The sequence below is a fragment of the Paenibacillus sp. sgz302148 genome, assembly GCF_056120465.1.
Genome location: NZ_JBVYOJ010000009.1, coordinates 13,578 through 38,993 on the forward strand (window position 1 = coordinate 13,578; position 25,416 = coordinate 38,993).

28 protein-coding genes are annotated in these 25,416 nt (G+C 53.2%); 25 read left to right on the forward strand and 3 right to left on the reverse strand.

The genetic code is table 11. The features are described from left to right. The first annotated feature begins 43 nt into the window (after positions 1–43). Both AC0LWM_RS14505 and AC0LWM_RS14510 read left to right on the forward strand, forming a co-directional pair. On the forward strand, positions 44–1,744 hold the full coding sequence (locus tag AC0LWM_RS14505; protein WP_474675671.1) for a glycerol-3-phosphate dehydrogenase/oxidase: 1,701 nt from the start codon (positions 44–46) through the stop codon (positions 1,742–1,744). Positions 1,745–1,773: 29 nt separating this feature from the next. Next, entirely contained in the window at positions 1,774–2,313 is a 540-nt protein-coding gene (locus AC0LWM_RS14510; protein WP_474675672.1) for a glycerol-3-phosphate responsive antiterminator, read from the forward strand. A 63-nt stretch (positions 2,314–2,376) separates the two neighbouring features. Here the strand turns inward: AC0LWM_RS14510 and AC0LWM_RS14515 are convergent, their stop codons facing one another. Together AC0LWM_RS14515 and AC0LWM_RS14520 are read right to left on the reverse strand one after the other, a co-directional pair. Continuing rightward, positions 2,377–2,685 carry a hypothetical protein gene (locus tag AC0LWM_RS14515; RefSeq protein WP_474675673.1) on the reverse strand — a complete coding sequence of 103 codons (309 nt, stop codon included), beginning with the start codon at positions 2,683–2,685 and terminating at the stop codon, positions 2,377–2,379. Between the two features lie 28 nt (positions 2,686–2,713). Continuing rightward, positions 2,714–2,953, reverse strand: coding sequence for a hypothetical protein (locus AC0LWM_RS14520; RefSeq protein WP_474675674.1), 240 nt, complete (start codon positions 2,951–2,953; stop codon positions 2,714–2,716). Positions 2,954–3,099: 146 nt separating this feature from the next. Between AC0LWM_RS14520 and AC0LWM_RS14525 the strand changes: the two genes are divergently transcribed. After that, on the forward strand, positions 3,100–4,383 hold the full coding sequence (locus AC0LWM_RS14525; RefSeq protein WP_474675675.1) for an SPOR domain-containing protein: 1,284 nt from the start codon (positions 3,100–3,102) through the stop codon (positions 4,381–4,383). Between the two features lie 98 nt (positions 4,384–4,481). Here AC0LWM_RS14525 and AC0LWM_RS14530 read toward each other — a convergent pair whose 3' ends face one another. Further along, entirely contained in the window at positions 4,482–5,867 is a 1,386-nt protein-coding gene (locus tag AC0LWM_RS14530) for an N-acetylmuramoyl-L-alanine amidase (protein ID WP_474675676.1), read from the reverse strand. A 267-nt stretch (positions 5,868–6,134) separates the two neighbouring features. On the opposite strand from AC0LWM_RS14530, the gene AC0LWM_RS14535 reads away from it, so the two are divergent. The 22 genes from AC0LWM_RS14535 to pheA all read left to right on the forward strand — a co-directional run bounded on the left by AC0LWM_RS14535 (position 6,135) and on the right by pheA (position 25,329). Beyond that, complete coding sequence (locus AC0LWM_RS14535; RefSeq protein ID WP_474675677.1) at positions 6,135–6,377, forward strand: DUF4321 domain-containing protein; 243 nt, start codon at positions 6,135–6,137, stop codon at positions 6,375–6,377. Between the two features lie 23 nt (positions 6,378–6,400). Next, on the forward strand, positions 6,401–7,000 hold the full coding sequence (locus AC0LWM_RS14540) for a Maf family protein (protein ID WP_474675678.1): 600 nt from the start codon (positions 6,401–6,403) through the stop codon (positions 6,998–7,000). Positions 7,001–7,066: 66 nt separating this feature from the next. Continuing rightward, positions 7,067–7,756, forward strand: a complete 690-nt coding sequence (gene radC, locus AC0LWM_RS14545; protein ID WP_474675679.1) for a RadC family protein — start codon at positions 7,067–7,069, stop codon at positions 7,754–7,756. A 194-nt stretch (positions 7,757–7,950) separates the two neighbouring features. Beyond that, a complete protein-coding gene (locus tag AC0LWM_RS14550; RefSeq protein ID WP_474675680.1) occupies positions 7,951–8,985 on the forward strand; it encodes a rod shape-determining protein in 1,035 nt (344 codons plus the stop codon). Between the two features lie 64 nt (positions 8,986–9,049). After that, positions 9,050–9,928, forward strand: a complete 879-nt coding sequence (gene mreC, locus AC0LWM_RS14555) for a rod shape-determining protein MreC (protein ID WP_474675681.1) — start codon at positions 9,050–9,052, stop codon at positions 9,926–9,928. A 2-nt stretch (positions 9,929–9,930) separates the two neighbouring features. After that, positions 9,931–10,455: a rod shape-determining protein MreD gene (gene mreD / locus AC0LWM_RS14560; RefSeq protein WP_474675682.1), complete on the forward strand. Its 525-nt coding sequence runs from the start codon at positions 9,931–9,933 to the stop codon at positions 10,453–10,455. A 71-nt stretch (positions 10,456–10,526) separates the two neighbouring features. After that, positions 10,527–11,186 carry a septum site-determining protein MinC gene (minC, locus tag AC0LWM_RS14565; protein ID WP_474675683.1) on the forward strand — a complete coding sequence of 220 codons (660 nt, stop codon included), beginning with the start codon at positions 10,527–10,529 and terminating at the stop codon, positions 11,184–11,186. Positions 11,187–11,191: 5 nt separating this feature from the next. After that, the gene (minD, locus tag AC0LWM_RS14570) at positions 11,192–11,986 is read left to right on the forward strand and encodes a septum site-determining protein MinD (protein ID WP_474675684.1); all 795 of its coding nucleotides are present in this window, start codon (positions 11,192–11,194) and stop codon (positions 11,984–11,986) included. A gap of 5 nt (positions 11,987–11,991) precedes the next feature. After that, positions 11,992–13,125, forward strand: a complete 1,134-nt coding sequence (locus AC0LWM_RS14575; protein ID WP_474675685.1) for an FtsW/RodA/SpoVE family cell cycle protein — start codon at positions 11,992–11,994, stop codon at positions 13,123–13,125. Positions 13,126–13,286: 161 nt separating this feature from the next. Beyond that, on the forward strand, positions 13,287–14,306 hold the full coding sequence (locus AC0LWM_RS14580; RefSeq protein ID WP_474675686.1) for a peptidoglycan DD-metalloendopeptidase family protein: 1,020 nt from the start codon (positions 13,287–13,289) through the stop codon (positions 14,304–14,306). After that, positions 14,299–15,141 (forward strand): M50 family metallopeptidase, encoded by an 843-nt coding sequence (locus tag AC0LWM_RS14585; protein WP_474675687.1) that lies wholly within the window; start codon positions 14,299–14,301, stop codon positions 15,139–15,141. The genes AC0LWM_RS14580 and AC0LWM_RS14585 overlap by 8 nt, the downstream gene beginning before the upstream one ends. Positions 15,142–15,220: 79 nt before the next feature. Next, complete coding sequence (locus AC0LWM_RS14590) at positions 15,221–16,408, forward strand: Rne/Rng family ribonuclease (RefSeq protein WP_474675688.1); 1,188 nt, start codon at positions 15,221–15,223, stop codon at positions 16,406–16,408. Positions 16,409–16,624: 216 nt separating this feature from the next. After that, positions 16,625–16,936 (forward strand): 50S ribosomal protein L21, encoded by a 312-nt coding sequence (rplU, locus tag AC0LWM_RS14595; RefSeq protein ID WP_474675689.1) that lies wholly within the window; start codon positions 16,625–16,627, stop codon positions 16,934–16,936. A gap of 13 nt (positions 16,937–16,949) precedes the next feature. Next, positions 16,950–17,285, forward strand: coding sequence for a ribosomal-processing cysteine protease Prp (locus AC0LWM_RS14600; protein ID WP_474675690.1), 336 nt, complete (start codon positions 16,950–16,952; stop codon positions 17,283–17,285). A 15-nt stretch (positions 17,286–17,300) separates the two neighbouring features. Continuing rightward, positions 17,301–17,612: a 50S ribosomal protein L27 gene (rpmA, locus tag AC0LWM_RS14605; protein WP_474675691.1), complete on the forward strand. Its 312-nt coding sequence runs from the start codon at positions 17,301–17,303 to the stop codon at positions 17,610–17,612. Positions 17,613–18,364: 752 nt separating this feature from the next. Further along, entirely contained in the window at positions 18,365–19,105 is a 741-nt protein-coding gene (locus AC0LWM_RS14610; RefSeq protein WP_474675692.1) for a Spo0B domain-containing protein, read from the forward strand. 12 nt (positions 19,106–19,117) lie between these two features. After that, a complete protein-coding gene (obgE, locus tag AC0LWM_RS14615; protein WP_474675693.1) occupies positions 19,118–20,419 on the forward strand; it encodes a GTPase ObgE in 1,302 nt (433 codons plus the stop codon). Between the two features lie 172 nt (positions 20,420–20,591). Further along, entirely contained in the window at positions 20,592–21,026 is a 435-nt protein-coding gene (locus tag AC0LWM_RS14620; RefSeq protein WP_474675694.1) for an ACT domain-containing protein, read from the forward strand. Positions 21,027–21,050: 24 nt separating this feature from the next. Then, entirely contained in the window at positions 21,051–22,337 is a 1,287-nt protein-coding gene (locus AC0LWM_RS14625; protein WP_474675695.1) for a homoserine dehydrogenase, read from the forward strand. 53 nt (positions 22,338–22,390) lie between these two features. Next, on the forward strand, positions 22,391–23,458 hold the full coding sequence (thrC, locus tag AC0LWM_RS14630; protein WP_474675696.1) for a threonine synthase: 1,068 nt from the start codon (positions 22,391–22,393) through the stop codon (positions 23,456–23,458). After that, a complete protein-coding gene (thrB, locus tag AC0LWM_RS14635) occupies positions 23,459–24,427 on the forward strand; it encodes a homoserine kinase (protein ID WP_474675697.1) in 969 nt (322 codons plus the stop codon). Next, positions 24,424–25,329, forward strand: coding sequence for a prephenate dehydratase (gene pheA / locus AC0LWM_RS14640; protein WP_474675698.1), 906 nt, complete (start codon positions 24,424–24,426; stop codon positions 25,327–25,329). The genes thrB and pheA overlap by 4 nt, the downstream gene beginning before the upstream one ends. Positions 25,330–25,416: the final 87 nt, after the last annotated feature.

A 25,416-nucleotide genomic window follows, 5' to 3' on the forward strand; every position in this document is an offset into this window, starting at 1 on the left:
GCGGCCCGTTATAAATAACTTACGATAACAAGGGGTAGGAACGATGGAGAAGCATGAGGTCAAGAGAGCGAAGCAAGCCGAATTGTCTTATTACGGAAGAAGGGCGACGCTTGAGCGCATGGCGGAGCGGGAGCTGGATCTGCTTGTCATCGGCGGCGGCATTACGGGCGCGGGCATCGCGCTCGATTCCGCAGCGCGAGGCATGACGGTGGGTCTCGTCGAGAAGCAGGATTTCGCCGCCGGGACGAGTAGCCGCTCGACGAAGCTGATTCACGGCGGACTTCGATATTTGAAACAGGGTGAAATCAAGCTCGTTCAAGAGGTCGGCCGGGAGCGCGCGATCTTGTACCGCAATGCGCCGCATATCGTCATCCCCGAGAAAATGCTGCTGCCGCTCATTAAGAACGGCTCGTACGGCAAGCTTGCGACCTCGGTCGGCCTATGGGTGTATGACAGGCTGGCGGGGGTCGTCAAGAACGAAAGACGGGTCATGGTATCGAAAGAGCAAACGATGCGGCTGGAGCCATTGCTCCGCAAGGACGTGCTCGTCGGCGGCGGGTTGTATATCGAATACCGGACCGACGATGCCCGATTAACGGTTGAGGTTATGAAAACGGCGGCGGAGCGCGGCGCATACTGCGTTAATTACGCCGAAGCGACGGAATTGCTTTACGACCCGAACGGCACGGTGATCGGCATCGTCGTTACGGACCGGCGGAGCGGCGAAAGCTATCGTATCCATGCGCGCAAAATCGTCAATGCAACCGGCCCTTGGGTCGACGGCTTGCGGGAGCGCGACAAATCGTTGTACGGCAAAAGACTGCATTTGACGAAAGGCGTCCATCTCGTCATCAGCCATGACCGGTTTCCGATTAACCAGTCGGTTTATTTCGACGTTCCGGACGGACGGATGCTGTTTGCGATTCCACGCGGGAAAATAACGTATGTCGGCACGACGGACACGGAGTACAAAGCGAGCATTGACAAACCGGTCGTTACGCGTCAGGATGTCGATTACATTCTTAGCGCGGTCAATTCCATGTTCCCGGACTTGAAGCTTAACATAGAGGATATCCAGTCGAGCTGGGCCGGCTTGCGTCCGCTCATTCACGAAGACGGCAAATCTCCGTCGGAGCTGTCTCGCAAGGACGAAATTTTCGTTGCGCCGTCCGGCTTCATTTCCATCGCGGGCGGCAAGCTGACCGGCTTCCGTAAAATGGCCGAGCGCGTTGTCGATCTAGTCGTACGGCAGCTGCAAGCGGAGCAAGGCCGCCGATTCGATCGATGCACGACGGACGGAATCGTGCTGTCGGGAGGCAATTTCGGTTCGCCTGAAGCCGTGAACGGTTTTATCGCCGACCTGGCGAATCGTTACGGATATCTTCACATCCGAGAAGATGACGTTAGAGCGCTTGTAGGCAAATACGGCACAAACGCGAAGCGCATCGTGGAACATGCGGCGTCGCGGATTGCCGAAGGCGGCGAAGGCGAAGCTGCGGATATCGAGCGGTTACTGTTGTCCGCCGAGCTGCGATATTGCGCGGAAGCCGAAATGATCTGCACGTTAAGCGATTTTCTGATCCGTCGCTCCGGCCGGCTGCTTTTCGAGCGGCGGAAGCTGGCCGGCGTATACGTTTCGCTGCATGAGGAGCTCGCATCTTTGTTCGGTTGGAGCGAAGAGGAGCGTGAGGAGCAGCTGCGCCATTTTGAAGAGGAGTACCATTCGGTCGTCCGGTTCGAATAAACCTGTTGGAAGGAGGCGGAGCGGTTCAGATGAAACAAGGTTCGGTCATACCGGCTGTCCGCCATATGAAGGAATTGGAGAAGGCGTTCGCCGCCCCGTCCGATTCGATTTTTTTGCTGGAGGGCGAAATCATTCATTTGCGGGGCATCGTGGACGCCGTGCGCCGGGCGGGCAAGAAGCTGTACGTCCACCTCGATCTCTTGAAAGGAATTAAGGAGGACGAAGCATCGATCCATTTTTTAGCCAAAGATATGAAGGTGAACGGCATAATCAGCACGCGGGCTTCGACGCTCGTTCATGCGAAGAAATACGGGATGTCTACGGTGCAGCGCGGCTTTATGATCGATTCGCATTCGATTCGCACGATTATAAAGACGGCTGACAGCGGCAAACCGGATTATATCGAGCTGATGCCCTGCTTCGCTTATGTTAAACTAAGCGAGGTCCGCCGCGAAACGGGGATCGATATAATTCTAGGCGGTTTCGTGGACTCGGCGGCGCAGCTGCCCGAGCTATTCCAGTCCGGCGCGATTGCCGTGTCGACCAGCCAAGGAGAGCTTTGGCGTTGACGGCCGACGCTGAACGGAAATGACAATCGGTATGCGCAAAAAAGCCTGGCCCCTCGGGCCAGGCTAATTCATAATATCCATGCTGTCGATAAACTTTTTCGTTTCCTCGGTTCCCACTTTGTAAATTTCCTCATAAAGCGCCTGAATATAATAATCGTCCACATCGTTGACCAAATCGTGATGGTACGGAATGCCCGGAACGTGCGAGTGGAGATAGTTCGGATCTTCGGCCTCCCTCTTCTCGTCCATCAGCATGCGGATATGCTCCGCTTCCTCGTCCGTCGCAAGGATCTCGAGCTCGTAAGCGGCCGCTCCCTGATCGGACAGCACCGTCCCCGCCTGCACCGACACGTAATATTTGCGTTTCTCCACGGATTTCCTCCTGTGATCATGTTTCATTTCATTTGTTTATTTCTCCGGATGCGACATATAAGATATATGCGCCGATAATAACCGCAATCGGCATCAAAATATACAAATAAAAAATCGGATTTGCCAAAATCGTGTGCTTCTGCCGCGTATAGCTGACATCGTGGTCTTTGCCCGACCTCTGCCTGCGTCCGACCAGCACCGTAACGACAGAGCCTACAATCAGTATCGCCACGACCAACAGTATTAACGTTTGGTAAAACGGGCTCACGGTTATTGCCCCTTTCGCTTCTTTGTCTTAGCTGTAGCGTTCCCAGTTTTTGCGGCGATCATTTATGGAAATAAAAGAGATCATAAAATCGGCGCCTCGTTCATAGATTGTACATGAAAGAGTAATCGGACAAGGGAGAGAGCGAAATGAACAAGGCGAGAATCACATATCGATTCGATCGCGACGGACGTCAGGTCGATTTGCCGGCAGCGGATAAACAGGATAACATTATTCCCTTGTATGAGGAGGACTTTCAAGTCGTTGAAGAGCGCGAAGATCGGCCGAAGACGATTCAATCGATCAGAAATGAAGATATACGCTGGAATGCCCCATATAACGATGAAACGGACCGATTGGAGCAAATGATCCGGGATAGCGGCGAACGCAGATCCGAGCCGGACGAGCGCTCCTACCGCCGGACGCCTATGCGCAATCAGGCGCAAAGTCAAACCGGCGGCCGATCTTACAGGGAGGAAGAGCCATACCACGTGCCCGTCATCGAAGAGGAACTGCACCGATCGATGCGTTATGGACGAAGCACACAGCCGTCATGGCTGAAAATATTCATCACGGTGACGGGAGCGATCGTCACGGGAGCGGTATTCGGCTTCCTCGTGCTATCGATGTTTACTTCCGACCAGGACAAGAAGGGAACGTCGCAAGTGACGGAGCCCAAAGAAAACAGCACGGCCGTGTCCGGTGAAAGTGGGGTTATTCCGCTGAAGCAGCCGGACAACGGACAAGGCACAGCTTCGACGGACGGGGCGAAGCCCGTGCTCAATACCGATAATCTGACGGCCGTCGACGTTCAAATCGAGCCGAAATCGTATTATATGCTGCAGTACGGCGTATTCAGCACGAAGGACGGCGCACAAACCGCGCAAGAGGAGCTCCGACAATTGGGTTTAGCCGCCGCTTCGCAGGATCAGGACATGTATCGGGTATATGCGGGCATCAGCGATACGAAGGACAATGCGGCTGCAATTAAAGCCCAACTGGAGAGCCAAGTAACGGAAGTATATGCGAAACCGATAGAGCTGCCTGCAGCAAATCGGATTTATTATTCAGGCGCGAAGGACGAAGCCGAGTCGTATTTTAATCAAGGCGCGTCTCTTATGGATTCACTGATCAAGCTGACCCTTGTTCATTTAGCCGAGCTGACGCCCGGGACACTCGATGCCGCCACGGTCAAAACGATTCAAAGCGATCACCAGGCTTGGACCCAGCTTGTGCCGAAGGCGGCAGCCGGATTGCCGGAGCAAACGAAAGCTTTGCAGCAACAGTTGAACAATGCGGTGAATACAGCGATTGTCGCGATGGACAAATACAACAAAAATCCGAGTTCGTCGATGTTATGGCAGGTTCAATCGTCCGCGATGAGCTATATCTTGGCGGAGAAAGAGCTGCTCGAGACGATCGGCATTCAATAAAGAGGAAAGACCGGAGAGGCGAGGGGAGCACTGCACCCCGTCGATTCTCCGGTCTTATTAAGTATGACAATAGGATTGCTTACGAGATGTTGAGATGGTTACTTTCCTGCTTGTTGCATGTACCGATCCAGCATGACGGCCGTTTCGGCGCGTTTGGCGGAGCGGTTCGGCTCGAATACGTTTGCTTCGGTTCCCTTAATGATGCCAAGCTTGTTCCATTTGTACACGGAAGCTGCGGCCCAGAATTGTTCAGGCACGTCGCCGAATATCGCTTCGTACGCTGAATTGTCTTCCTGCTGCGGGCTTGCTGCTGCCGTTGTGACCGGCCCGGGTGTTGCTTCGCTTTTTGCATCGGAAGATGCATCGTTGCCGGAGGTTTCCGGTTCCGATGCGGCTCCGGCATTGTCGCTGCCGTCGCTTCCGGTGCCTGTGCCCGCGTTTCCTTCGCTTGAAGGCGTCCCATTCGCGATTTGGACCGCGCGATCGAGCATGACGGCTATTTCCGCACGGGATATGGCCGAATCCGGTTGGATCGTCCCGTCGGGATAACCGTGCATAATGCCTAGCCGGATCGCCTGCTGCAACGCGCCGTATGCCCAGTGCGACTGCTGCAGGTCAGGGAAGGTTGTGTCGCTATTCGAAGAGGCATTGGATGCATCTCCGTTCTGCGTCACCTTGGACAATTGCACGACTTGCGACAACATCGCCGTGAATTCCGCTCGCGTAATGCTGCGTTCCGGGGCGAATTTGCCGTTATCGCCATGGATGATATCCTTCTCCTTCAATCGGGCGATCGAATCGAAGGCCCAGTAGTCGGAACGAATGTCCGAGAATACGGCGGGCAAATAGGCGGCAATGCCGTTTGCGATGCCATTCGCCATGTTCTGGCGTACCGACTGCTGTGAGAGCATGGCCGCGTCCTGTGCATTCGATAAGAAAGCGGTTTCAACCAGTACGCTTGGAATCGTCCCGGATCGGACGACGTAAACGGCGCTAGGCACGATGCCGAGATTGGCCGTTCCGGCAGACCTTACGACCCCGTCAAGCACGGACGTCGCCAGTTTTTTGCTCTTCGGCGTCAGCGCCGCCATCTCCGGGCTTGACGGATAATCGGCTTGCGGGTAAGCGTTATCGTAATACAGGACAAGGCTTCCTCGCGCCGATGACGACGAATGCGAATTGGCATGGATGGAGACGAACAGGTCGGCCTTCGCCTGATTCGTGAAATCGACCCGGTTACTTAAACTTATGTAGTTGTCTCCGATGCGCGTAAGCGTGACCTCGTAGCCCCGCTCAATCAGCTGCTGTTTGAGCTTCATGGCGATATCGAGATTGACGTCCTTCTCGCGAAGTTGATTAACTCCGATCGCGCCTGGATCACTGCCGCCATGTCCGGCATCAACGACAATTTTGACGGCAAAAGCTTGGGCAGGGAACACGAAGAGCAAAACGGTAACGAGCAGCATCGTTGCTATTTTGTTCATCACATGCCCTCCTTCCCAAACAATTGTACTAGAGTTTACTGCGGGAGTAAGCCGGAAAATATGTCCAAATCCTTCTGGCGCGCGGTTTTCGGTACTCAAAAGTGACGAATTTGAGTCTTTGGGTCCAATGCCGGTTCATTGTCTTGATTCCGCTTTGCCCGTATAATAGAATAGAGCTTCGTTGTCGATTTTTCCGGTCTGCCGTCGATGGACCGTATCAATCGTCGATTGCCGAAGCGATAATGACGAGCGAAGGATGATCGGCTTTTGAAAAAAAACAACTTCGTCTTAATTGTTTTTTTGCTTATCGGACTTATAGCAGGATCGCTGGCGGCGCATCTTCTCGCCCCGGTGCCGGGCATTTCCTTTTTGACCCAATCGACCACGATTGCCTGGGAGCCGCAACTGGATCTGGATGCGCTAAAATATGAAATACATATTCAGGTTAAAATAAGCGTATTGAGCTTAATCGGCGTCATTGCAGCCATTTGGATTTATCGCAAGTTGTAGTTTCAAGCTTAGGAGGATTCAGAATGAACATGACATCGCATTTGCCGCTTATCCTAGCTTCTTCATCACCGCGTCGGCAGGAGTTGATCCGCGCGCTTGGCCTGCCTTATCAGGTGAAAGTGAGCGATGTGGACGAAACGACGCCGGACGACTGGAGCCCGGCGCAAATCGTCGAAACGCTTGCCGTGCGCAAGGCTCAGGCGGTTGCCGAGCGGCTCAAACCGGACGAGCAAGGCATCGTCATCGGCGCGGACACGATTGTCGTCATCGACAATCGGGTGCTGGGCAAGCCGAAGGACGAACGGGACGCCGAGTTTATGCTGCAGCTGCTGCAAGGCCGCACGCATTTGGTGTACAGCGGCGTCGCCTGCTTGAATTCCGCGGACGGACGCCTTTCCGTTGCGCACCGCATTACGGACGTACATATGAAGCCGCTGACCGAAAAACAAGTCGCGCGATATGTCGCTTCGGGCGAGCCGATGGACAAAGCCGGGTCTTACGCAATTCAGGGGCTGGGCGCCACGATCGTAGAGTCGATCGAAGGCTGCTATTTCAACGTTGTCGGATTGCCGCTGTCGCTGCTTGCGAATATGCTTGTCGATTTTGGCGTGGAGGTGCTGTAAACTTTTTGTCGCGAATATCGTCGTCGAATATTGTAGTGCCACCATACCGATGAAAGAGGGGAATTCATGGAATCGCTCAATTACACATTGCGCGATGTCCCGAATGAGGAACGACCTAGAGAACGCATGCTGCAATTCGGGGCTGGGGCGTTAAGCAACGCCGAGCTGCTCGCCATCATTTTGCGAACGGGGACGATTTCCGAATCGGCCGTTCATGTGGCGCAAAGACTGCTGAAGCAAACGGACGGTTTGCGCAATTTAGTTGATATGAGTACGGATCAACTAATCGAAATCAAAGGCATCGGGCGGGCCAAGGCCGCGCAAATTCAAGCCGGCATCGAGCTTGGACGGAGGCTGGCGCGAAGCGCGATGAACGAGGCGGTCACAATCCGCTCGCCGAAGGATGCGGCCGACTATTTGATGGAAGACTTGAGGTATTTGCAGAAAGAGCACTTCGTTTGTTTGTTCCTCAATACGAAAAATCATGTCATCGGGCAAGAGACGCTGTCGATGGGCACGCTAAACAGCTCGCTTGTTCACCCCCGTGAAGTTTTTCGCGCCGCCATTAAGCGGAGCAGCGCCTCAATATTATGCGCTCACAATCATCCTAGCGGCGACCCGACTCCGAGCCCGGAAGATATCCATTTGACGAACAGGCTCATTGAAGCCGGCCAAATTATCGGCATCGACGTATTGGATCATATCGTGATCGGAGACCGGACGTTTGTAAGTTTGAAGGAGCAGGGGCTAATGTAATATAATAATATTTCAGGATCATCGATAGGCTTCGATCAGAAGCTCGGTAAAAGCGATTAGAACGGCGCAAGCCGTTATCCTTGAAGGTTTAGAATTTATAAGTTTCGGGGTCCCCGCAAAGTACCTGAATCAGCTTCGAAGCAAGACTGCACTTTGTGGGGTTATTTTGCGGATAGGAAAGGGAGATGAATGCCATGTTCGGCAGTTTTTCGAAAGATCTGGGTATTGACCTTGGCACGGCCAATACGCTTGTTTATGTAAGAGGGAAAGGCATTGTCGTCCGAGAACCTTCCGTCGTTGCTTTGCGTACCGATACGAAAACAATCGAAGCGGTCGGCGAATCGGCCAAAAAAATGATCGGCCGCACGCCCGGCAACATTCGTGCCGTTCGTCCGATGAAGGACGGGGTTATTGCCGATTTCGAAACGACGGCGACGATGATCAAATATTTTATTAGACAAGCCCAGAAGCAAAGATCGTTATTCCCGCGTCACCCGAACGTCATGGTATGCGTGCCTTCCGGCATCACCGCGGTGGAGAAGCGCGCCGTCGAGGACGCCACGAAGCAAGCGGGTGCCCGTGAAGCGTTTACGATCGAGGAGCCGTTCGCCGCGGCAATCGGCGCCGATCTTCCCGTCTGGGAGCCGACGGGCAGCATGGTTGTCGATATTGGCGGCGGCACGACCGAGGTAGCCGTTATCTCCCTTGGCGGCATCGTGACCAGCCGATCGATCCGGGTGGCCGGCGACGAGATGGACGATGCGATCAGCAGCTATATTAAACGAACGTACAGCCTGATGATCGGGGAGCGGACGTCGGAGCAGCTCAAGCTGGAAATCGGCTCGGCTCTGCCGCTCGACAAAGTGGAGTCGATCGAAATCCGCGGACGGGATCTTGTATCCGGCTTGCCGAAAACGATGGCCGTCACGTCCGACGAAATTACGGAAGCGCTCGCCGATACCGTTAACGCAATTATCGAGGCAGTAAAAGTGACGCTCGAGAAATGCCCGCCGGAGCTTGCGGCCGATATTATGGATCGCGGCATCGTCTTGACCGGCGGCGGCGGTCTGCTGCGCAATCTCGACCGGCTGCTGGCACGCGAAACCGGCATGCCCGTGCTTGTTGCGGAAAACGCGCTGGATTGCGTAGCGATCGGAACCGGCCGCGCACTCGAGAACATCCATCTGTTCAAATCAAAGACAGGGCCTGCCGGCAAATCCAGAAGGTAATATTTCATCGGTAAACGAATGCGCCGAACTGGACGGCGGGAGCCGTTTATCTTAGAGTTGGAAGGTGTTTATTCTGTTTAAGCTGCTCGGGAACAAACGATTGATATTATTGCTGTTCGCGTTAATCTTCTTCATTGCGCTCATGGGATTTACTTTGAACAAACGCGATGAGTTGTCTTGGCCGGAAAAATTCGTGAACGATACGGTTTCCTTCGCACAAGGCTTAATTTACAAGCCCGCTTCTTATATAGCGGGCTTGTTTGAAGATATTCGGAAGATGCGTATCATCTACAAGGAAAACGAAGAGCTGAAAATTACGGCGGCTCATTACTACCGTGACAAATATACGTACAACATGATACAGCAGGAGAATGAACGGCTGAAAAAAGCGCTGGATTTTACCGAAAAGCAAAAAAACATGTACAATTACAAATACCATATCGCTCAAGTGATCGCGGCGAACCCGGATCCGTTCAACAGCACGATCAAGATCAATCTTGGCTCCAGCGACGGCATCGAGCCGAATATGGCTGTCGCCACGGTTGACGGATTGATCGGCCGGGTGACGGAGGTTGCCCATTTCTACTCCACGGTGCAGCTCATTACGGACTTGGACGAAAATTCCGGCACGACCAAGGCAATCGCCGCAACGGTTTATAACAAGGAAAATCAGTCGTTCGGGATGATCGAGAAGTACGACAAGCAAACCGGCATGCTGACCATGACGAAAATCGCGGAAAACGATCCGCTCGCCAAGGGGGATACGATCATCTCTTCCGGTATCGGACTTGTGTTCCCGCGCGGGGTTGTCATTGGGACGGTCGTTTCCCGCCAGGTGGGCGAAGCGGGACTGACCAGCACGGCGACGATTAAACCGGCCGCCGATTTCTCGCATTGGACGGAAGTGTTCGTTATCGAAGTGCCGAAGCTAGAGGAGAAATAACGATGCGGCCACATATTATCGTCCTTATTTTGTTCGTTTTATTCCTGCTTGAAGGAACGGTTATGCCGTGGCTTATTCCGGACGAATGGCATACAAGAATCGTTCCGCATTTCGTCTTCACGATCGTGCTTTACTCCGCCGTTTATATGAACCGCCATTATGCCCTTTTTTTCGGATTATTGTTCGGCATGCTGCACGACGTCGTGTTTTACGGCCATATGATCGGCGTATATACGTTCTCCATGGGGCTCGGCGGTTATGCGACGGGGCTTGTTCTGAACAAAAACCGTCTAAGCCTTCCTCTCATGACAGGCATTCTGCTGATCGGCAACGTGCTGTTCGACTCCACCGTCTGGAGCATTTATACGTTGTTCAAGGTTATTCATGAACCCTACACATGGGCGCTCGTGCATCATATTCTGCCGAGCTTGCTGCTGAACGTCACGTTTGCTCTGGCGTTGTACTTGCCATTGAAAAAGCTATGGGAAGGTGCCGATAAAAGTAAGAAGGAAGAGGAGCAGAGCTAAAACTTTTCGCAGCGATAGCAGGATATCAGCAAAACGAGGGCGAATTGTATTCGTTGGGGGGCTCGAGGTCAATGTCTGCGGCTAATCGATATGTCACAATTAAAGGGGTGCGGGATGGCCTCGTTTTTATATTAGACGACTCATGTTTATTCTCCGATCTGCTCAAGGAGCTGCGCTTTAAGCTTGAAAAATCGCACTCCCGCATCTTGTCGGGACCGGAAATCCAAGTGGATGTCAAGCTCGGAGGTCGTATCGTGACCGAAGAACAGAAGGAAGAAATCCGCAACCTGATCGTGCAGGTGGGCAATTTATCGATCCAATCGATCGAATCGGACGAACCTGTGGAAGGCAAGCCCGGCAAATCGTTAAAGACGTTGTCGGGCATCGTTCGTTCGGGGCAAACGCTGCACCATGACGGAAATCTGATATTTTTCGGCGACGTGAATCCGGGTGGCACGATCGTATGCACCGGCGACATCTACGTGATGGGTGCATTGCGCGGCATGGCGCATGCCGGCGTCGACGGCGACACGGAGGCGGTCATTGCCGCTTCTCTGCTGCAGCCGACACAGCTGCGCATCGCCGATGTGATCAGCCGGCCGCCCGAAGAGTGGGGCGTCGAACAGTTTTCGATGGAATACGCATATTTGAAGGACGGCAAGATGGAAATCGACAAGCTGACGCATTTTCATCGCATGCGTCCTGCGGCAATGGAATATAGAGGAGTGTGATTCGTGTGGGAGAGGCAATCGTAATCACGTCCGGCAAAGGCGGCGTCGGCAAAACGACGACTTCGGCCAATCTCGGTACTGCGCTCGCTTTGCTCGGGAAAAAAGTATGCATGGTCGATACCGATATCGGCTTGCGTAATTTGGACGTCGTCATGGGGCTGGAAAATCGGATTATTTACGACTTGGTTGATGCAATTGAAGGACGCTGCCGCTTGCAGCAAGCGTTAATTAAGGATAAGCGGTTCGACGAGCTGTACTTGCTTCCGGCCGCGCAGACGAAAGACAAGCACGCGGTTTCTCCAGAGCAGGTGAGAGACGTCGTCGCCGAGCTGAAGAAGGAGTTCGAATATGTCATCATCGACTGCCCGGCAGGTATCGAGCAAGGGTTCAGAAACGCGATTGCCGGAGCGGATCGCGCCATTGTCGTAACGACGCCTGAGCGAGCGGCGGTTCGAGACGCGGACCGGATCATCGGCTTGCTGGAGCAAACGGAAATCGAATCGCCGAAGCTGATCATTAACCGGATTCGCCAGAACATGCTGAAGAACGGCGAAATGCTCGACATAGACGAAATATGCCAAGTGCTGGCGATCGATTTGATCGGGATCGTACCGGATGACGAACATGTCATCAAGGCGGCCAATAGCGGGGAGCCCACCGTCATGAATCCCGGGTCGCGCGCAGCCATTGCTTATCGCAATATCGCCCGCCGGATTTTGGGGGATGCGGTTCCGCTGATGCAGCTTGAAGAAAAGCCCGGTGTCTTCTACAGATTCAAGAAGTTTTTCGGAATGGGTTGATCGTATTGCTGTTAAAGCTTAAGAAAATAGACTGGGGCATCGTCGTCATTTTGGCCATGCTTATGGTCATCAGCGTCATTGTCGTTTACAGCGCAACGTTCGGCACGAAGTTTGCCGGTTCGGAAATCAAAACAGCGATTTTTTTCGTAGTCGGTTTTATCGCTTTGCTGGCCGTTGCCATATTCGATTATAGGTTATTGCTGAAGGGCTCGTTATATTTTTACGGTGTCGGCATCGTTCTGCTCGTCGCGGTTTATTTTACCGCGGGGATCAACGGAGCAAGCGGCTGGTTCCAGTTGCCGGGAGGCTTGCAGTTTCAGCCTGCCGAAATGATGAAGCTATGCCTGATTTTGACCGTCGCTTATTTTCTCGGCAAACGGGAAGGCAATCCGCTTAAGGTGACATCCGACTTGCTGCCGATCTTCGCCACTGTGTGCGTGCCGTTTTTGCTTGTGTTGATCCAGCCGGACCTGGGCAACGCGATTATTTATTTTGTTATCCTGCTTGGGATGCTCTGGATCGGAAATGTCAAATATTCGCATGTGTTGATTGGCGTTGCGACCTTAGCCGCTTTTCTCGCTTTGTTTTTTTATTTGTTCAATACGTATAATTTGGAAATTAAGGATTATCTGGACAGTCATAACAAAGGGCATTGGTATAAGCGGATCAATACGTTCATGGACCCGGAAAATGCTTCGAGCGACGACAAGCTGCAATCGAAGCTGTCGAAAATCGCGGTAGGCTCCGGCGGTTTGTCGGGCGACGGCTTCATGCAAGGGACTTCGAAAAAAAGCGTTCCGTACACCTATTCGGACTCTATCTTCGTCATCATCGGCGAGGAGTTCGGTTTCGTCGGCGCTTCGGTTTTGCTGCTCCTCTATTTTCTGCTAATTTACCGAATGATTCTCATATCCATTCAATGTTACGATAAGCGCGGCGCCTTTATTATCGTCGGCATCGTTTCGATGTTCGTATTCCAAATTTTCGAAAACGTCGGCATGATGATCGGACTTATGCCGATTACCGGCATTACGCTGCCATTTATCAGCTATGGCGGAACGTCGCTGCTGTTGAACATGATTTGCGTCGGGGTTGTGCTCAGCATTAAAGTGCACCAGGAAAAATACGAAATGTTCTAACGTACGACTTATGAGACGCTGCAAGCGGAGATTCCGTTTGCGGCGTTTTTTGCGTTTCGCCGCAATGACCGGAGGCATAGGCTTGCTCATATTCCGACCCGGCTTGTCATAGTTATGAAGTAAACAAGCTCTCAAGACGGGCGTTCAAAGGGGATTCGGATATGGATGTCAAAGAAAATGTGAGGCGGCGCAGACGCGATCGGATCAATCAGCTGTCGCAGCTTCCGGAGGCCGCCGGAATGACGGATAGCCGCTCGGAGCGGGGGGAATGGGCGGAAGAACGCCTTAGCCGGGCGAAACCGCCGATCACTCAAGATCCGCAAGCGGATCCGACGATCGATGATCTGCTGCAGCACGGCGCGATCCGACTTTATGCGGGGGATCCGCCGCGCGATACGGACGAGCCCGCGGAATTCGAGCCCGATCCCGAGGTCGCTTGGAAAAAAAACGCGGGCCGTAACTGGAACGAGCGTTTCGGCTATACGCGTACGAGCGGTGTGCAGCCAGCGTCACCACACGATGAAGAAGAATCGAGATGGACATTGTGGATGGCGCCGCCGACGCGCAAACAGCTGCAGCTGAAGCTTGTTTTGTGCTTCGTCCTGTATATTGGCGTCGTTGCGCTGTTCCGTTTGACCGATGCGCCGTGGGCGGACAAAAGCAAAGCATTTATCGCAAGCTCCCTGAACGAGAGCTTCGATTTTACGGCGGTTGCCGCTTTATATGAGCAATGGTTTGACGGCGCGCCGTCGTTTATTCCGATATTCGGCCACAATGATCCGGTCGAAGCTAAAAAAGTTAACGGCAATGCGGCAAGCCCTCGCTTCAAGCCGGTCAGCGGAACGGTGGCGGAGCCGTTTACGTCCGGCTCGAAAGGCGTTGTGATCGCGACGAAAGCCGAAGCGGAGGTAGCGGCGATGGACGCCGGATTGGTATCCGGCGTGCAGACGGCGCAGGACGGCATGTCGACGGTTACGATCCGGCACGCCGACCAGACCGAATCGGTATACGCCCGATTGGGTGTCGTATATGTGAAGGCGAACGATTGGGTCAAAGGAGGCGAGACGATCGGCGCCGTTGCCTCGCAAACCGGCAAATCCGGAGCTTCTCCCGGCTTATACTTATCGATTCGCAAAAAAGGCGAATACGTCAATCCGGCGGATGTGATCCCGCTTGATTAAATGGAAGGGGATGACGTTCCGGCTGCACCCATTGTTCGTCCTTGTGCTGCTCGGTTCGATTGCGACCGGTTATTTGACGGAGGTCGTCGTATTATTCGCCATCGTACTGATTCATGAACTCGGCCATGTCGCGGCTGCGCGCACATTCGGCTGGAATGTGGTCGCCGTCGAGCTGCTGCCTTTCGGCGGCGTCGCCGTCATGGATAAGCCGGGAGCCGTACCGGCAAGGGAAGACATCATCGTTGCCTTGGCCGGACCGCTGCAGAACGTCATGATGATCTTGTTCGCGTTCGCGATGTCTTATTTTGGTTTATGGAGCGAAGCATGGAGCCAATACTTCATCCGAGCGAACGAAATGATCGCTTTATTCAATTTGCTGCCGATCCTGCCGCTTGACGGAGGACGCGTCCTGCAATCGCTATGCAGCTTGTGGCTTTCCTTTCACCGGACGATCGTTCTCACCTATGTATGCAGCCTGGCCTTCAGCCTCCTGCTGATCGGGTATGCGCTCGTCCATATCGCCTTCGGCGGCATCCCGCTTAATTTGCTCGCGATCGGATTGTTTCTGCTGTATTCGAATTGGTATGCGTACCGCAACGTCCCGTTTTATTTCATGCGTTTCCTGATGGACCGCGAATATCGGACGATTCCGTTGATCGCTCAGGGAACGCTCGCCCAGCCGATCGTCGTGGGCCGGCAGCGAGGCGTCGGCGCCATTCTTCGGTTGTTCATGCGGGAGAGATACCATTTGATCTACGTGATGAACGAACAAGGGAAAATCGTAGCCGTGCTTCCTGAACAGCGGTTAATTCAAACATACTTCCAGAAACCGTGATGGCGGTCAAATCGAGCCGTGCACAATTGAAATTTTTGATGTAAAATATACATACATTGTGCGATGACGAGGTGGAGCCATGAAACAGATGATCGTTCATTGCGAGCACAACAAATCGCAGGTTGCTATTGTAGAGGACAAGCAGGTTGTCGAATATTATGTTGAGCATCCGCAAACGAAACAGTTGGTAGGCAATATATATGTCGGCCGGGTCGTGAACGTGCTGCCAGGCATGCAAGCGGCTTTTGTCGATATCGGACAAGGAAAAAACGCTTTTTTATATATCGATGATGTTCTTCATCCGCACCTTGATAAACAACCGAAAGTGAAACCTTCGATCGCCGAGCTGCTGAAGCCGGGACAAACGATCGTCGTACAAGTGATGAAAGAGCCGTTCGGCGGCAAGGGAGCCCGCGTAACGACGCATTATTCGCTTCCGGGGCGCTGGCTCGTGTATATGCCGAATGCGGATTACGTCGGCGTCTCGCGCAAGATCGAAAGCGAAAGCGAGCGTACGAGACTGAAGCATATCGGCGACGACTTGCGGCTGCCGGGAGAAGGTGTCATCCTGCGCACCGTCGCAGAAGGGGAAACGCGAGAAGCGCTGGAGAACGACCTGAAATTTCTGCGCGAAGTCTGGGACGGCATTGTGGCCAAGCAGCACGGAAGCCCTGTGCCAAGCGAAATCCATCGCGATCTCGATATGATGCACCGGCTCGTCCGGGATGTGTTCACGCGGAACATGGATGAAGTCATTATCGACGATGCATCCAAGGGCGAAGAACTTAGCCGTCTTATCGGCATCGTGGCCCCGGATCTTCACGAGCGAGTCAAGGTGCATCGGGGCGGTACGCCGCTCTACCGGCAGTATCACGTGCAGGAGCAGCTGGACCAAGCTTTCCAGCAGCGCATTCGGCTGGCCAGCGGCGGTTATATCGTAATTGATCCGACCGAAGCGTTAACCGTCATCGATGTGAATACCGGGAAGTTTATCGGCTCCACGGACCTCGAGGAAACGGTCTTCCAGACGAATCTGGAAGCGGCGGACCAGATTGCGCGGCTGCTCAGGCTGCGGGATATCGGCGGCATTATTATCGTTGATTTCATCGATATGCAGACGGAGAAGCATCGCCAGCAAATCGTAGACCGGCTGGAGCAAGGGATGAAGAAGGACCGGACGAAAAACGCCGTTGTCGGATGGACGAAGCTGGGCTTATTGGAGATTACGAGGAAGAAAGTGCGAGAATCGGTTGCGCTTCAACGTTGATTGGTCGACATGCGAACTGTAAGGGTGTTGGAGTGTCCAACAAATAATCGCCTAGCATTGCTTCTTGCAGGCGGATGTGATAGTATATTGGAGTGTGTTGTTTTTTAACATGCTGTAACCGCACCAACCGGGTAGAATGATAAGCATGGCGCGTTCCTGAGGACGGCGGCATCACCTTGGCGTAGGGCGAGTCTGAGACATGAGGAGGTGCAAGCAATGTACGCAATTATCGTAACTGGCGGCAAGCAATACAAAGTTCAAGAAGGCGACGTTCTTTACATCGAAAAACTGAATGCCGGCGAAGGCGAAAGCGTGACGTTTGATCAAGTTTTGGCCGTTTCCAAAGGCGACAGCTTCGTAACGGGCAGCCCGGTCGTTTCCGGCGCAACGGTTACTGCGAAAGTAGAGAAACAAGGCAAAGGCGAGAAAGTTATCGTTTTCAAATATAAAGCGAAGAAAAACTATCGTCGTAAGCAAGGCCATCGTCAACCGTATACGAAAGTGACGATCGAAAAAATCCAAGCGTAAGAGGTGACGGCGTATGATACGCGTCACGATCGAGCGCAACGCGCATGATCGGTCGATCGGCGGCTTCAAGATTGAAGGCCACGCCTTATTCGCGAACCCGGGCAACGATATCGTCTGCGCCGGCGTATCCGCGGTATCGGTCGGTACGGTCAATGCAATCGAAGCCTTGTCGGGCATAGAGCTCGAAACCCGGATGGAGAGCGGACTGCTGCAAGCGGTCGTTCCTCGGACGGCGGACGAGAGTAAACGCGCCGACGTCCAGCTGCTGCTGGAATCGATGGTCGTCATGCTGGAAACGATCCGGCAAAGCTACGGCAAACATGTTTCGGTGCAAGACATTACGAAATGAAGGAGGTAGACTACGATGTTGAAATTAGATCTTCAGCTATTCGCTTCGAAGAAAGGTGTAGGCTCCACGAAAAACGGACGCGACTCCATCGCGAAGCGACTTGGCGTTAAACGTGCGGATGGACAAAACATCCCTGCGGGAACGATTATCGTTCGTCAACGCGGAACGAAAATTCATCCGGGAACGAACGTGGGCATCGGCAAGGACGACACGTTGTTCGCGAAAGTGGACGGCGTTGTGAAATTCGAGCGTTGGGGACGCGATCGCAAAAAAGTGAGCGTCTACCCAGTAACCGCTGCTCCGGTTGCAGCTGCTGTTGAAGTTTAGTCCGAAGTCCATTACATCCCTGGCGGCCAATCGTCGTCAGGGATTTTTTGCAAACAATATAGAATTTATAAGTTTTCGGCAGATAACGCAGTGGATCAAAATTCTATTTGTCAAGAAAAGCTTCCTCTTACGCAGGGTCATTCATCGTGGAATGGGCTCCGAAAAGGAGCTTTTCTTAACAATATAGAATTTATAAGATTTTCCGCAGATAACGCAGTGAATCAAAATTCTATTTGTCAAGAAAAGCTTCCTCTAACGCAGGGTCATTCATCGTTGAAAGTGCTCCGAATAGAAGCTTTTCTTAACAATATTGAATTTATAAGATTTTCCGCAGATAACGCAGTGAATCAAAATTCTATTTGTCAAGAAAAGCTTCCTCTAACGCAGGGTCATTCATCGTTGAAAGTGCTCCGAATAGAAGCTTTTCTTAACAATATTGAATTTATAAGATTTTCCGCAGATAACGCAGTGAATCAAAATTCTATTTGTCAAGAAAAGCTTCCTCTAACGCAGGGTCATTCATCGTTGAAAGTGCTCCGAATAGAAGCTTTTCTTAACAATATGGAATTTATAAGATTTTCCGCAGATAACGCAGTGAATCAAAATTCTATTTGTCAAGAAAAGCTTCCTCTAACGCAGGGTCATTCATCGTTGAAAGTGCTCCGAATAGAAGCTTTTCTTATATTGAGCCGGTTGCATCAAGTTGAAGCGTTCAGTTTCACGGGGGAATAAGAGGAAACGGGGAAACGATCATGGAGCATTGGCGAAGGATTCAATTGCTGCTGGGAGGAGCTGCGCTCATCCCGATTGTCGTGTTGATCGCATACAATAGTTCGTGGCTGCTTGGTTTAGTCATGGCGCTGCTTGTCGTCATCGCTTTTATCGCATGGATCTACATCGATCGGCAACGTCAAGCGCAGTCGTTTCAACGAATGATCGAAGCCAATCACCTGACGTTTTTACGTACATTGAATCACCACCGGCATGATTGGATGAACGAGCTGCAAGTTTTGTACGGATATATCCGTTTAAAAAAATATGAAAAATTACCGCACATTGTGGACAAGATAAGTGAAAACATGGCCAAAGACAGCCATGTATCCAGGCTCGGCGATCCTTCGCTAGCTTTGTATCTGCACTCGTTTCGCACCGTATGCAACACGTTGCGGCTTGATGTTCGCGTCGAAAACGAAGTGAACCTGGCCGATCTCCCGATCGACGTCAAGCAGATATCCGAGCTCGTGATTGCTACGCTCAACCACTTTCGATTTGCGGTAAAACCTTCGCCTTTCGGAGAACCGGAAACGCTCATCTTAACGTTTCGCCGAACCGAAACGGAGCTGATCGTGCGAATCGACACGAAGGACAAAAGCGCGATGGACGAGCTTGGGGCCAAGTTAAAAGTCAGCAGCCCCGCTCCGTTAAGCGAGTTCGGCGAATGCGGCGAGGGCGATGCCGTATACGTGCAATTCCGTGTTCCATTTCATACATAAGAGGGTGGCACCATGTTTGTAGATAAGGCAAAAATTTTCGTCAAAGGCGGTAACGGCGGAGACGGACTCATTTCGTTCCGCAGGGAGAAATACGTGGAGAACGGCGGTCCTTGGGGCGGCGACGGCGGCCGTGGCGGCGACGTCATTTTCCGCGTGGACGAAGGTTTGCGTACGCTGATGGACTTCCGCTATCAGAAGCACTTTAAGGCGGAGCGCGGGGAAAAAGGGAAAACAAAGGCGGGCCAAGGCTCCAATGCGGAAGATATGATCGTTCGTATCCCGCCGGGCACGGTCATCATCGATGACGATACGCAGGAAATCATCGCGGATTTGACGCGCCATGGACAGCAGGTCGTTGTCGCCAAAGGCGGCCGCGGCGGACGGGGCAACATGCGCTTCGCAACGCCGGCGAATCCGGCGCCGTATATTTCCGAGAACGGGGAGGAAGGCGAGGAGCGCTGGGTCGTGCTGGAGCTGAAGGTGATGGCGGACGTAGGGCTCGTCGGTTTCCCGAGCGTAGGCAAATCAACGCTGCTGTCGGTTGTATCGGCGGCCCAGCCGAAAATCGGAGCGTATCACTTTACGACGATTACGCCAAATTTGGGCGTTGTCGATGTCGGCGACGGACGCAGCTTCGTGATGGCGGACTTGCCGGGACTGATCGAGGGAGCGCATGAAGGCGTTGGCCTCGGCCACGATTTCCTGCGTCACGTCGAGCGGACGCGCGTCATTATACACGTTGTCGACATTGCGGCTTCCGAGGGACGCGATCCTTACGAGGATTGGGTCAAGATCAACGAGGAGCTCGTGTTGTACAATCCGAAGTTGGCGGATCGGCCGCAAATCGTCGCCGCGAACAAAATCGACATGCCGGAGGCGGCGGAGCATCTCGAGCGGTTCCGGCAGCAGGTTGCCGAACACGAGGGCGAGGTCCAGATCATTCCGATGTCGTCGCTTACGAAGCAAGGCATTCAAGAACTGCTGTACCGCGCGGCGGATATTCTGGATCAAATACCGGATACTCCGGAGGTCGAGGAAGTCGTCGACGTGACGGAACGGAAAATATATCGGTACGAGAAGAAGGGCGACGATCAGTTTACGATTCGACGCGAGAACGATACGTTCATCGTCGAAAGCCCGGGCATCGAAAAATTCGTCCGGCGCATGAACCTGAATTCCTACGATGCGATCATACGTTTCGGGCGCATCATGCGGAAAATGGGCATTGAGGCCGCATTGCGCAAAAAAGGCGCGAAGGACGGCCACTACGTACGCATTGCGGATTTTGAATTCGAGTTCGTCGAAGCCGAGTAAAATATTGTTCAACTGATATCAGTACAAACAGAGAGCTTCGTTCGAAGCTTTCTTTTGTTTCCGGCGCCAATAAAACGCGGCGAATAACGTAAATGTCTATTGCTCTTCGCAACCAATTTCGATATAATGTCCACTATAGGAAAACAGCAGTCTTTTATGAGAGGACGAAATAATGGAACGTTATTATTTGGTTCGCGAAGACATTTTGCCCGAAGCGGTGCTGAAGACGATGCAGGTGAAAGAGCTGCTGACCCGCGGCGAAGTGAAGACGGTGCATGAGGCGGTGGAGAAAGTGGGACTAAGCCGCAGTGCATTTTACAAATATAAAGACGGCATTTTTCCGCTGAATCAGCTGGAACGGGAGCGCATCGTCACGATTTCGATGGATCTGGAGCATCGTTCAGGCATTCTGTCGAAGGTACTTGGGCTGGTCGCCGGTTCCGAAGGCAACATTTTGACGATCAATCAGACGATTCCGCTGCAGGGCATGGCGAATGTCGTCATTTCGGTCGAAACGTCGATGATGGCGGAGCAGCTCACAGCGCTGCTCGAAGAGCTGCGCAAGCAGGACGGCGTCCGGCGCGCGTCGGTCATCGGCCAAGGATAATCGCATTAAAGGAGAGAAGAAGAGATGAAGCCGATCAAGGTTGGTTTGCTAGGGCTCGGAACGGTAGGTACCGGAGTCGTGCGCATTGTGGAAGGCCACCAGGAAGATTTGCAAAGCCAGGTTGGATCGCCCATTCAGATTGATAAAATATTGGTTCAAAACCGCGACAAGCGCCGCAATATCGGCGTCGATCCTGCGAAGCTAACGGAAGACATCTGGGACATTATCGACGATCCGAATATCGATGTCATCGTTGAAGTGATGGGCGGCATCGAGCATACGAAGGAATTCATTCTGCGTGCGCTGGAGAACGGGAAGCATGTCGTTACGGCCAACAAGGACCTGATGGCGCTTCACGGGTCGGAAATATTGACGAAAGCACGCGACAAGCGCTGCGATGTCATGTACGAAGCAAGCGTTGCGGGCGGCATTCCGATTATCCGCACATTGTCGGAGAGCTTCTCTTCGGATCGCATCACGAAGATCATGGGCATCGTCAACGGGACGACGAACTTCATCCTGACGAAGATGAGCCAAGAAGGCGCATCGTATGAAGATGTGCTGAAGGAAGCCCAAGAGCTGGGTTATGCCGAGGCTGATCCGACTTCGGACGTCGAAGGACTGGATGCGGCGCGCAAAATGACGATTCTCGGAACGCTTGGTTTCCGCTCGGATATCAAGCTGGATGACGTCGGCGTCAAGGGAATTACGGATGTCAGCCGCGAAGATATGCTATATGCCAAACGTCTTGGCTACGAAGTGAAGCTGCTCGGCATTGCGGAGCGCAAGGACGGTTATATCAGCATCGGCGTTCAGCCGACGATGGTGAAGAATACGCATCCGATCGCGTCCGTCAACGGCGTGTTTAACGCGGTGTACGTATACGGCGAAGCCGTCGGCGAAACGATGTTCTACGGTCCGGGCGCAGGCGAACTGCCGACGGCAACGTCCGTCGTTGCCGATCTCGTGGCTGTCGTAAAAAATATGAAGCTGGGCGTCAACGGCATGCAAACGATCATTCCATATAAGGAAAAGAGATTAAAGAGCGACGAGCAAATCGAAAGCAAATATTATTTGCTGCTGCATGTGGAAGACAAGTCGGGCGTACTCGCCAAAATCACGCAAGTATTCGGCGAATACAACGTCAGCCTGGAATCCGTGCTGCAGCAGCCGAATCCGAACAACCCGGATGCGGAAATCATCATCATCACGCACAATGCAAGCAAAGCGAGCATGAACAAAGTATTGGATCAGTTCAAGAGTGTGCCGGTCATCCGCAAAGTGAAAAGCGTCTACCGCGTGGAAGGCTAACCTATCATTGATTCTATGTTTGGCTTCTATTTCAAACAGAGGAGTTATACCATATGAGATACCAGGGATTATTGCAAACGTACAAATCGTATTTGCCGGTGACGGAGAAGACGCCGCTGCTCACGCTGCAGGAGGGCAACACGCCGCTCGTACGCGCCGAAAATTTATCGAATGAGCTCGATCTCGATATTTATTTTAAATATGAAGGCTTAAACCCAACGGGATCGTTCAAGGACCGCGGTATGGTGATGGCGGTGGCGAAAGCGATGGAGGAAGGCAGCCGCACGATCATGTGCGCGTCGACCGGCAATACGTCGGCGGCGGCGGCCGCTTATGCCGCACGCGGCGGCTTGAACTGCATCGTGCTGATCCCGAACAACAACATTGCGCTTGGCAAACTGGCGCAAGCGATTATTTACGGAGCGAAAGTCATCGCGATCGAAGGCAACTTTGACCGCGCGCTTGAAATCGTGCGCGAAATTACGGCGAAGCATCCGATCACCCTCGTCAACTCGGTGAACCCTTACCGGATCGAAGGCCAGAAGACGGCGGCGTTCGAAGTGTGCGACCAGCTCGGCAAAGCGCCGGACTATCTCGCGATTCCGGTCGGTAACGCGGGCAACATCTCCGCCTATTGGAAAGGCTTCAAGGAATACCATGCCCTAAGCAAAGCGAACAAGCTGCCGGTCATGATCGGCTTCGAAGCCGAAGGCGCGATGGCGATCGTGAAGGGCGAGCCGATCGCCGAACCGGAGACGGTCGCGACCGCGATTCGGATCGGCAACCCGGCCAGCTGGAAAACGGCGGTGCAGGCGGCTGAAGAATCCAAAGGTCAAATCAATTTCGTCACCGACGATGAAATTCTGCATGCTTACCGGACGATTGCCGCACGGGAAGGAATTTTTGCCGAACCGGCATCCGCAGCGTCCATTGCCGGCGTGATGAAGCTGAAGAAGCAAGGTTACTTCGCGGGCGGAGAAACGGTTGTATGCGTGCTGACAGGCCATGGCCTCAAGGACCCGAACATCGCCATCAAAACGGTTGATGCGGAGCCGCTTGTCGTGAAGGATTCGGAAGAAGCCGTCATGGAGGCGATCCGTCGGCTGGAAGGTGAAAAGTAAATGATACCCCGCAAAGTTCGCGTCAAAGTTCCGGCCAGTACGGCCAACCTCGGACCGGGCTTCGATACGCTCGGCATGGCGCTTAATTTATATGCTTGGATCGAGATGGGCGTCGCGGAACAAACGACGATTCATCTGCACGGCGACAACATGATCGGCGTTCCGACCGATAAGTCGAATCTGATTTACGAAGTTGCGCAGATGGTATTCAAGCAAGCGGGCGTTCATATCCCGGAGCTCGAAATATCGATGTACAGCGACATCCCGCTGACGCGCGGGCTGGGCTCGAGTGCTTCGGCTATTATCGGCGCTTTGGCGGCGGCTAACGCTCTGGCAGGTGATGCACTGAGCATCGATGAGCTGTTCCTGCTTGCGACGAAGCTGGAGGATCACCCGGATAATGTCGGCGCCTCCTTATTCGGTGGAATCGTCGTGGCGGCATGGGACGGCGAGCGTGCCGACTATATCCGGCTTACGCCGGACGAGCGGCTCGAGGTGCTTGTCGCAATTCCGGAATTCCAGCTGTCGACGGAGAAAGCGCGTAATGTGCTGCCGAAGCAAATCCCGATGAAGGATGCCGTATACAATGTAAGCCATTCGTCCTTATTGGTCGCGGCGCTCGCAACCGGCAACTTCGGCATGATCCGGCATGCGATGAAGGATTCTCTTCATCAGCCGTATCGCGCACCGCTGATCCCCGGTATGAGCGACATTCTGGCCGGGGCGACCGCTTATGGCGCACTCGGCGTCGCTTTAAGCGGCGCGGGACCGACCCTGCTGGCGCTTGTTGACGCAAGCAGCAGCCGGAAGGCCGAGCTCGAACGCTTCCTGCTGGACACGCTGCGCCGGGAGAACATTACCGCGACCACGCTATGGCTTAAGCCAAGCGTTGCGGGCGTGGAAGTTACTCCGGCAGCTGACTCGAGCACTTCATTCTTCGAACAGATCAAAGGAGAAATACGGGTATGAAACGGATCGCATTATTAGGTCCGGGTACGTTCACCGAAGAAGCGACCCGATATTTGCTAGGCCCCGCGGCGGACAAGTCGGTTGAATTCGTCCGGTATAAGTCGATTCCGGACGTATTTCTCGCCACGGTTAACGGGCAAACCGACTGGAGCTCGATTCCGATCGAGAATACGATCGAAGGCTCCGTCAGTCTTCACATCGACTGGTTTGTGCACGAGGTTGATCTGCCGATCCAGACGGAATGGGTATATCCGATCACGATGAATTTAATCGGATACGCAGAGGACCTTGATCTGACCGATTCAACGGATCTGAAGCGGAAGTTCGGCCGGATCAAAAAAGTGGCGACTTACACGCCTGCATTCGCCCAATGCCGGCAATTTCTGAGCGAGTACCTCCCGGATGTGGAAGTCGAGGTCGTAGGCAGTACGGCTGAAGGAGCCCGGTATGTGAAAAGCTGCGCTCCCGGCGACGGCGTCGCTGCGATCGGCAATGCCACATCCGCGCATCTGAATGGACTGCAGCTGCTTGCGGAAAATATTCAAAACCACGACAATAACTATACGAGGTTCGTTCTTGCCGGACCTGAAGCCGTTCAGCGCAGCTTGGCGAAGCTGCAGACGAGCACTCCCAAAACGAGCGTTCTGATCACCTTGCCAGAGGATTATCCTGGGGCGCTGCATCAAGTATTGTCGGCTTTCGCTTGGCGCCGAATCAATTTGTCCAAAATCGAATCGCGGCCTACGAAGAAGAAGCTCGGCAACTATTATTTTTATATCGATATCGAAGCTCCGATGGATTCTGTGCTGCTGCCGTCCGCCATTGCCGAAATCGAGGCAATCGGCTGCCAGGTTCGTATATTAGGCACGTACCCGAGCTACGCGTATGAGCCGATTGTATAAGGTTTACGCGGTGTTCGATCGATGAAATCCCGTTTTGCCCGAATAGGGCGAACGGGATTTTTTTTGTACTCATGATGTCAAAAGCCC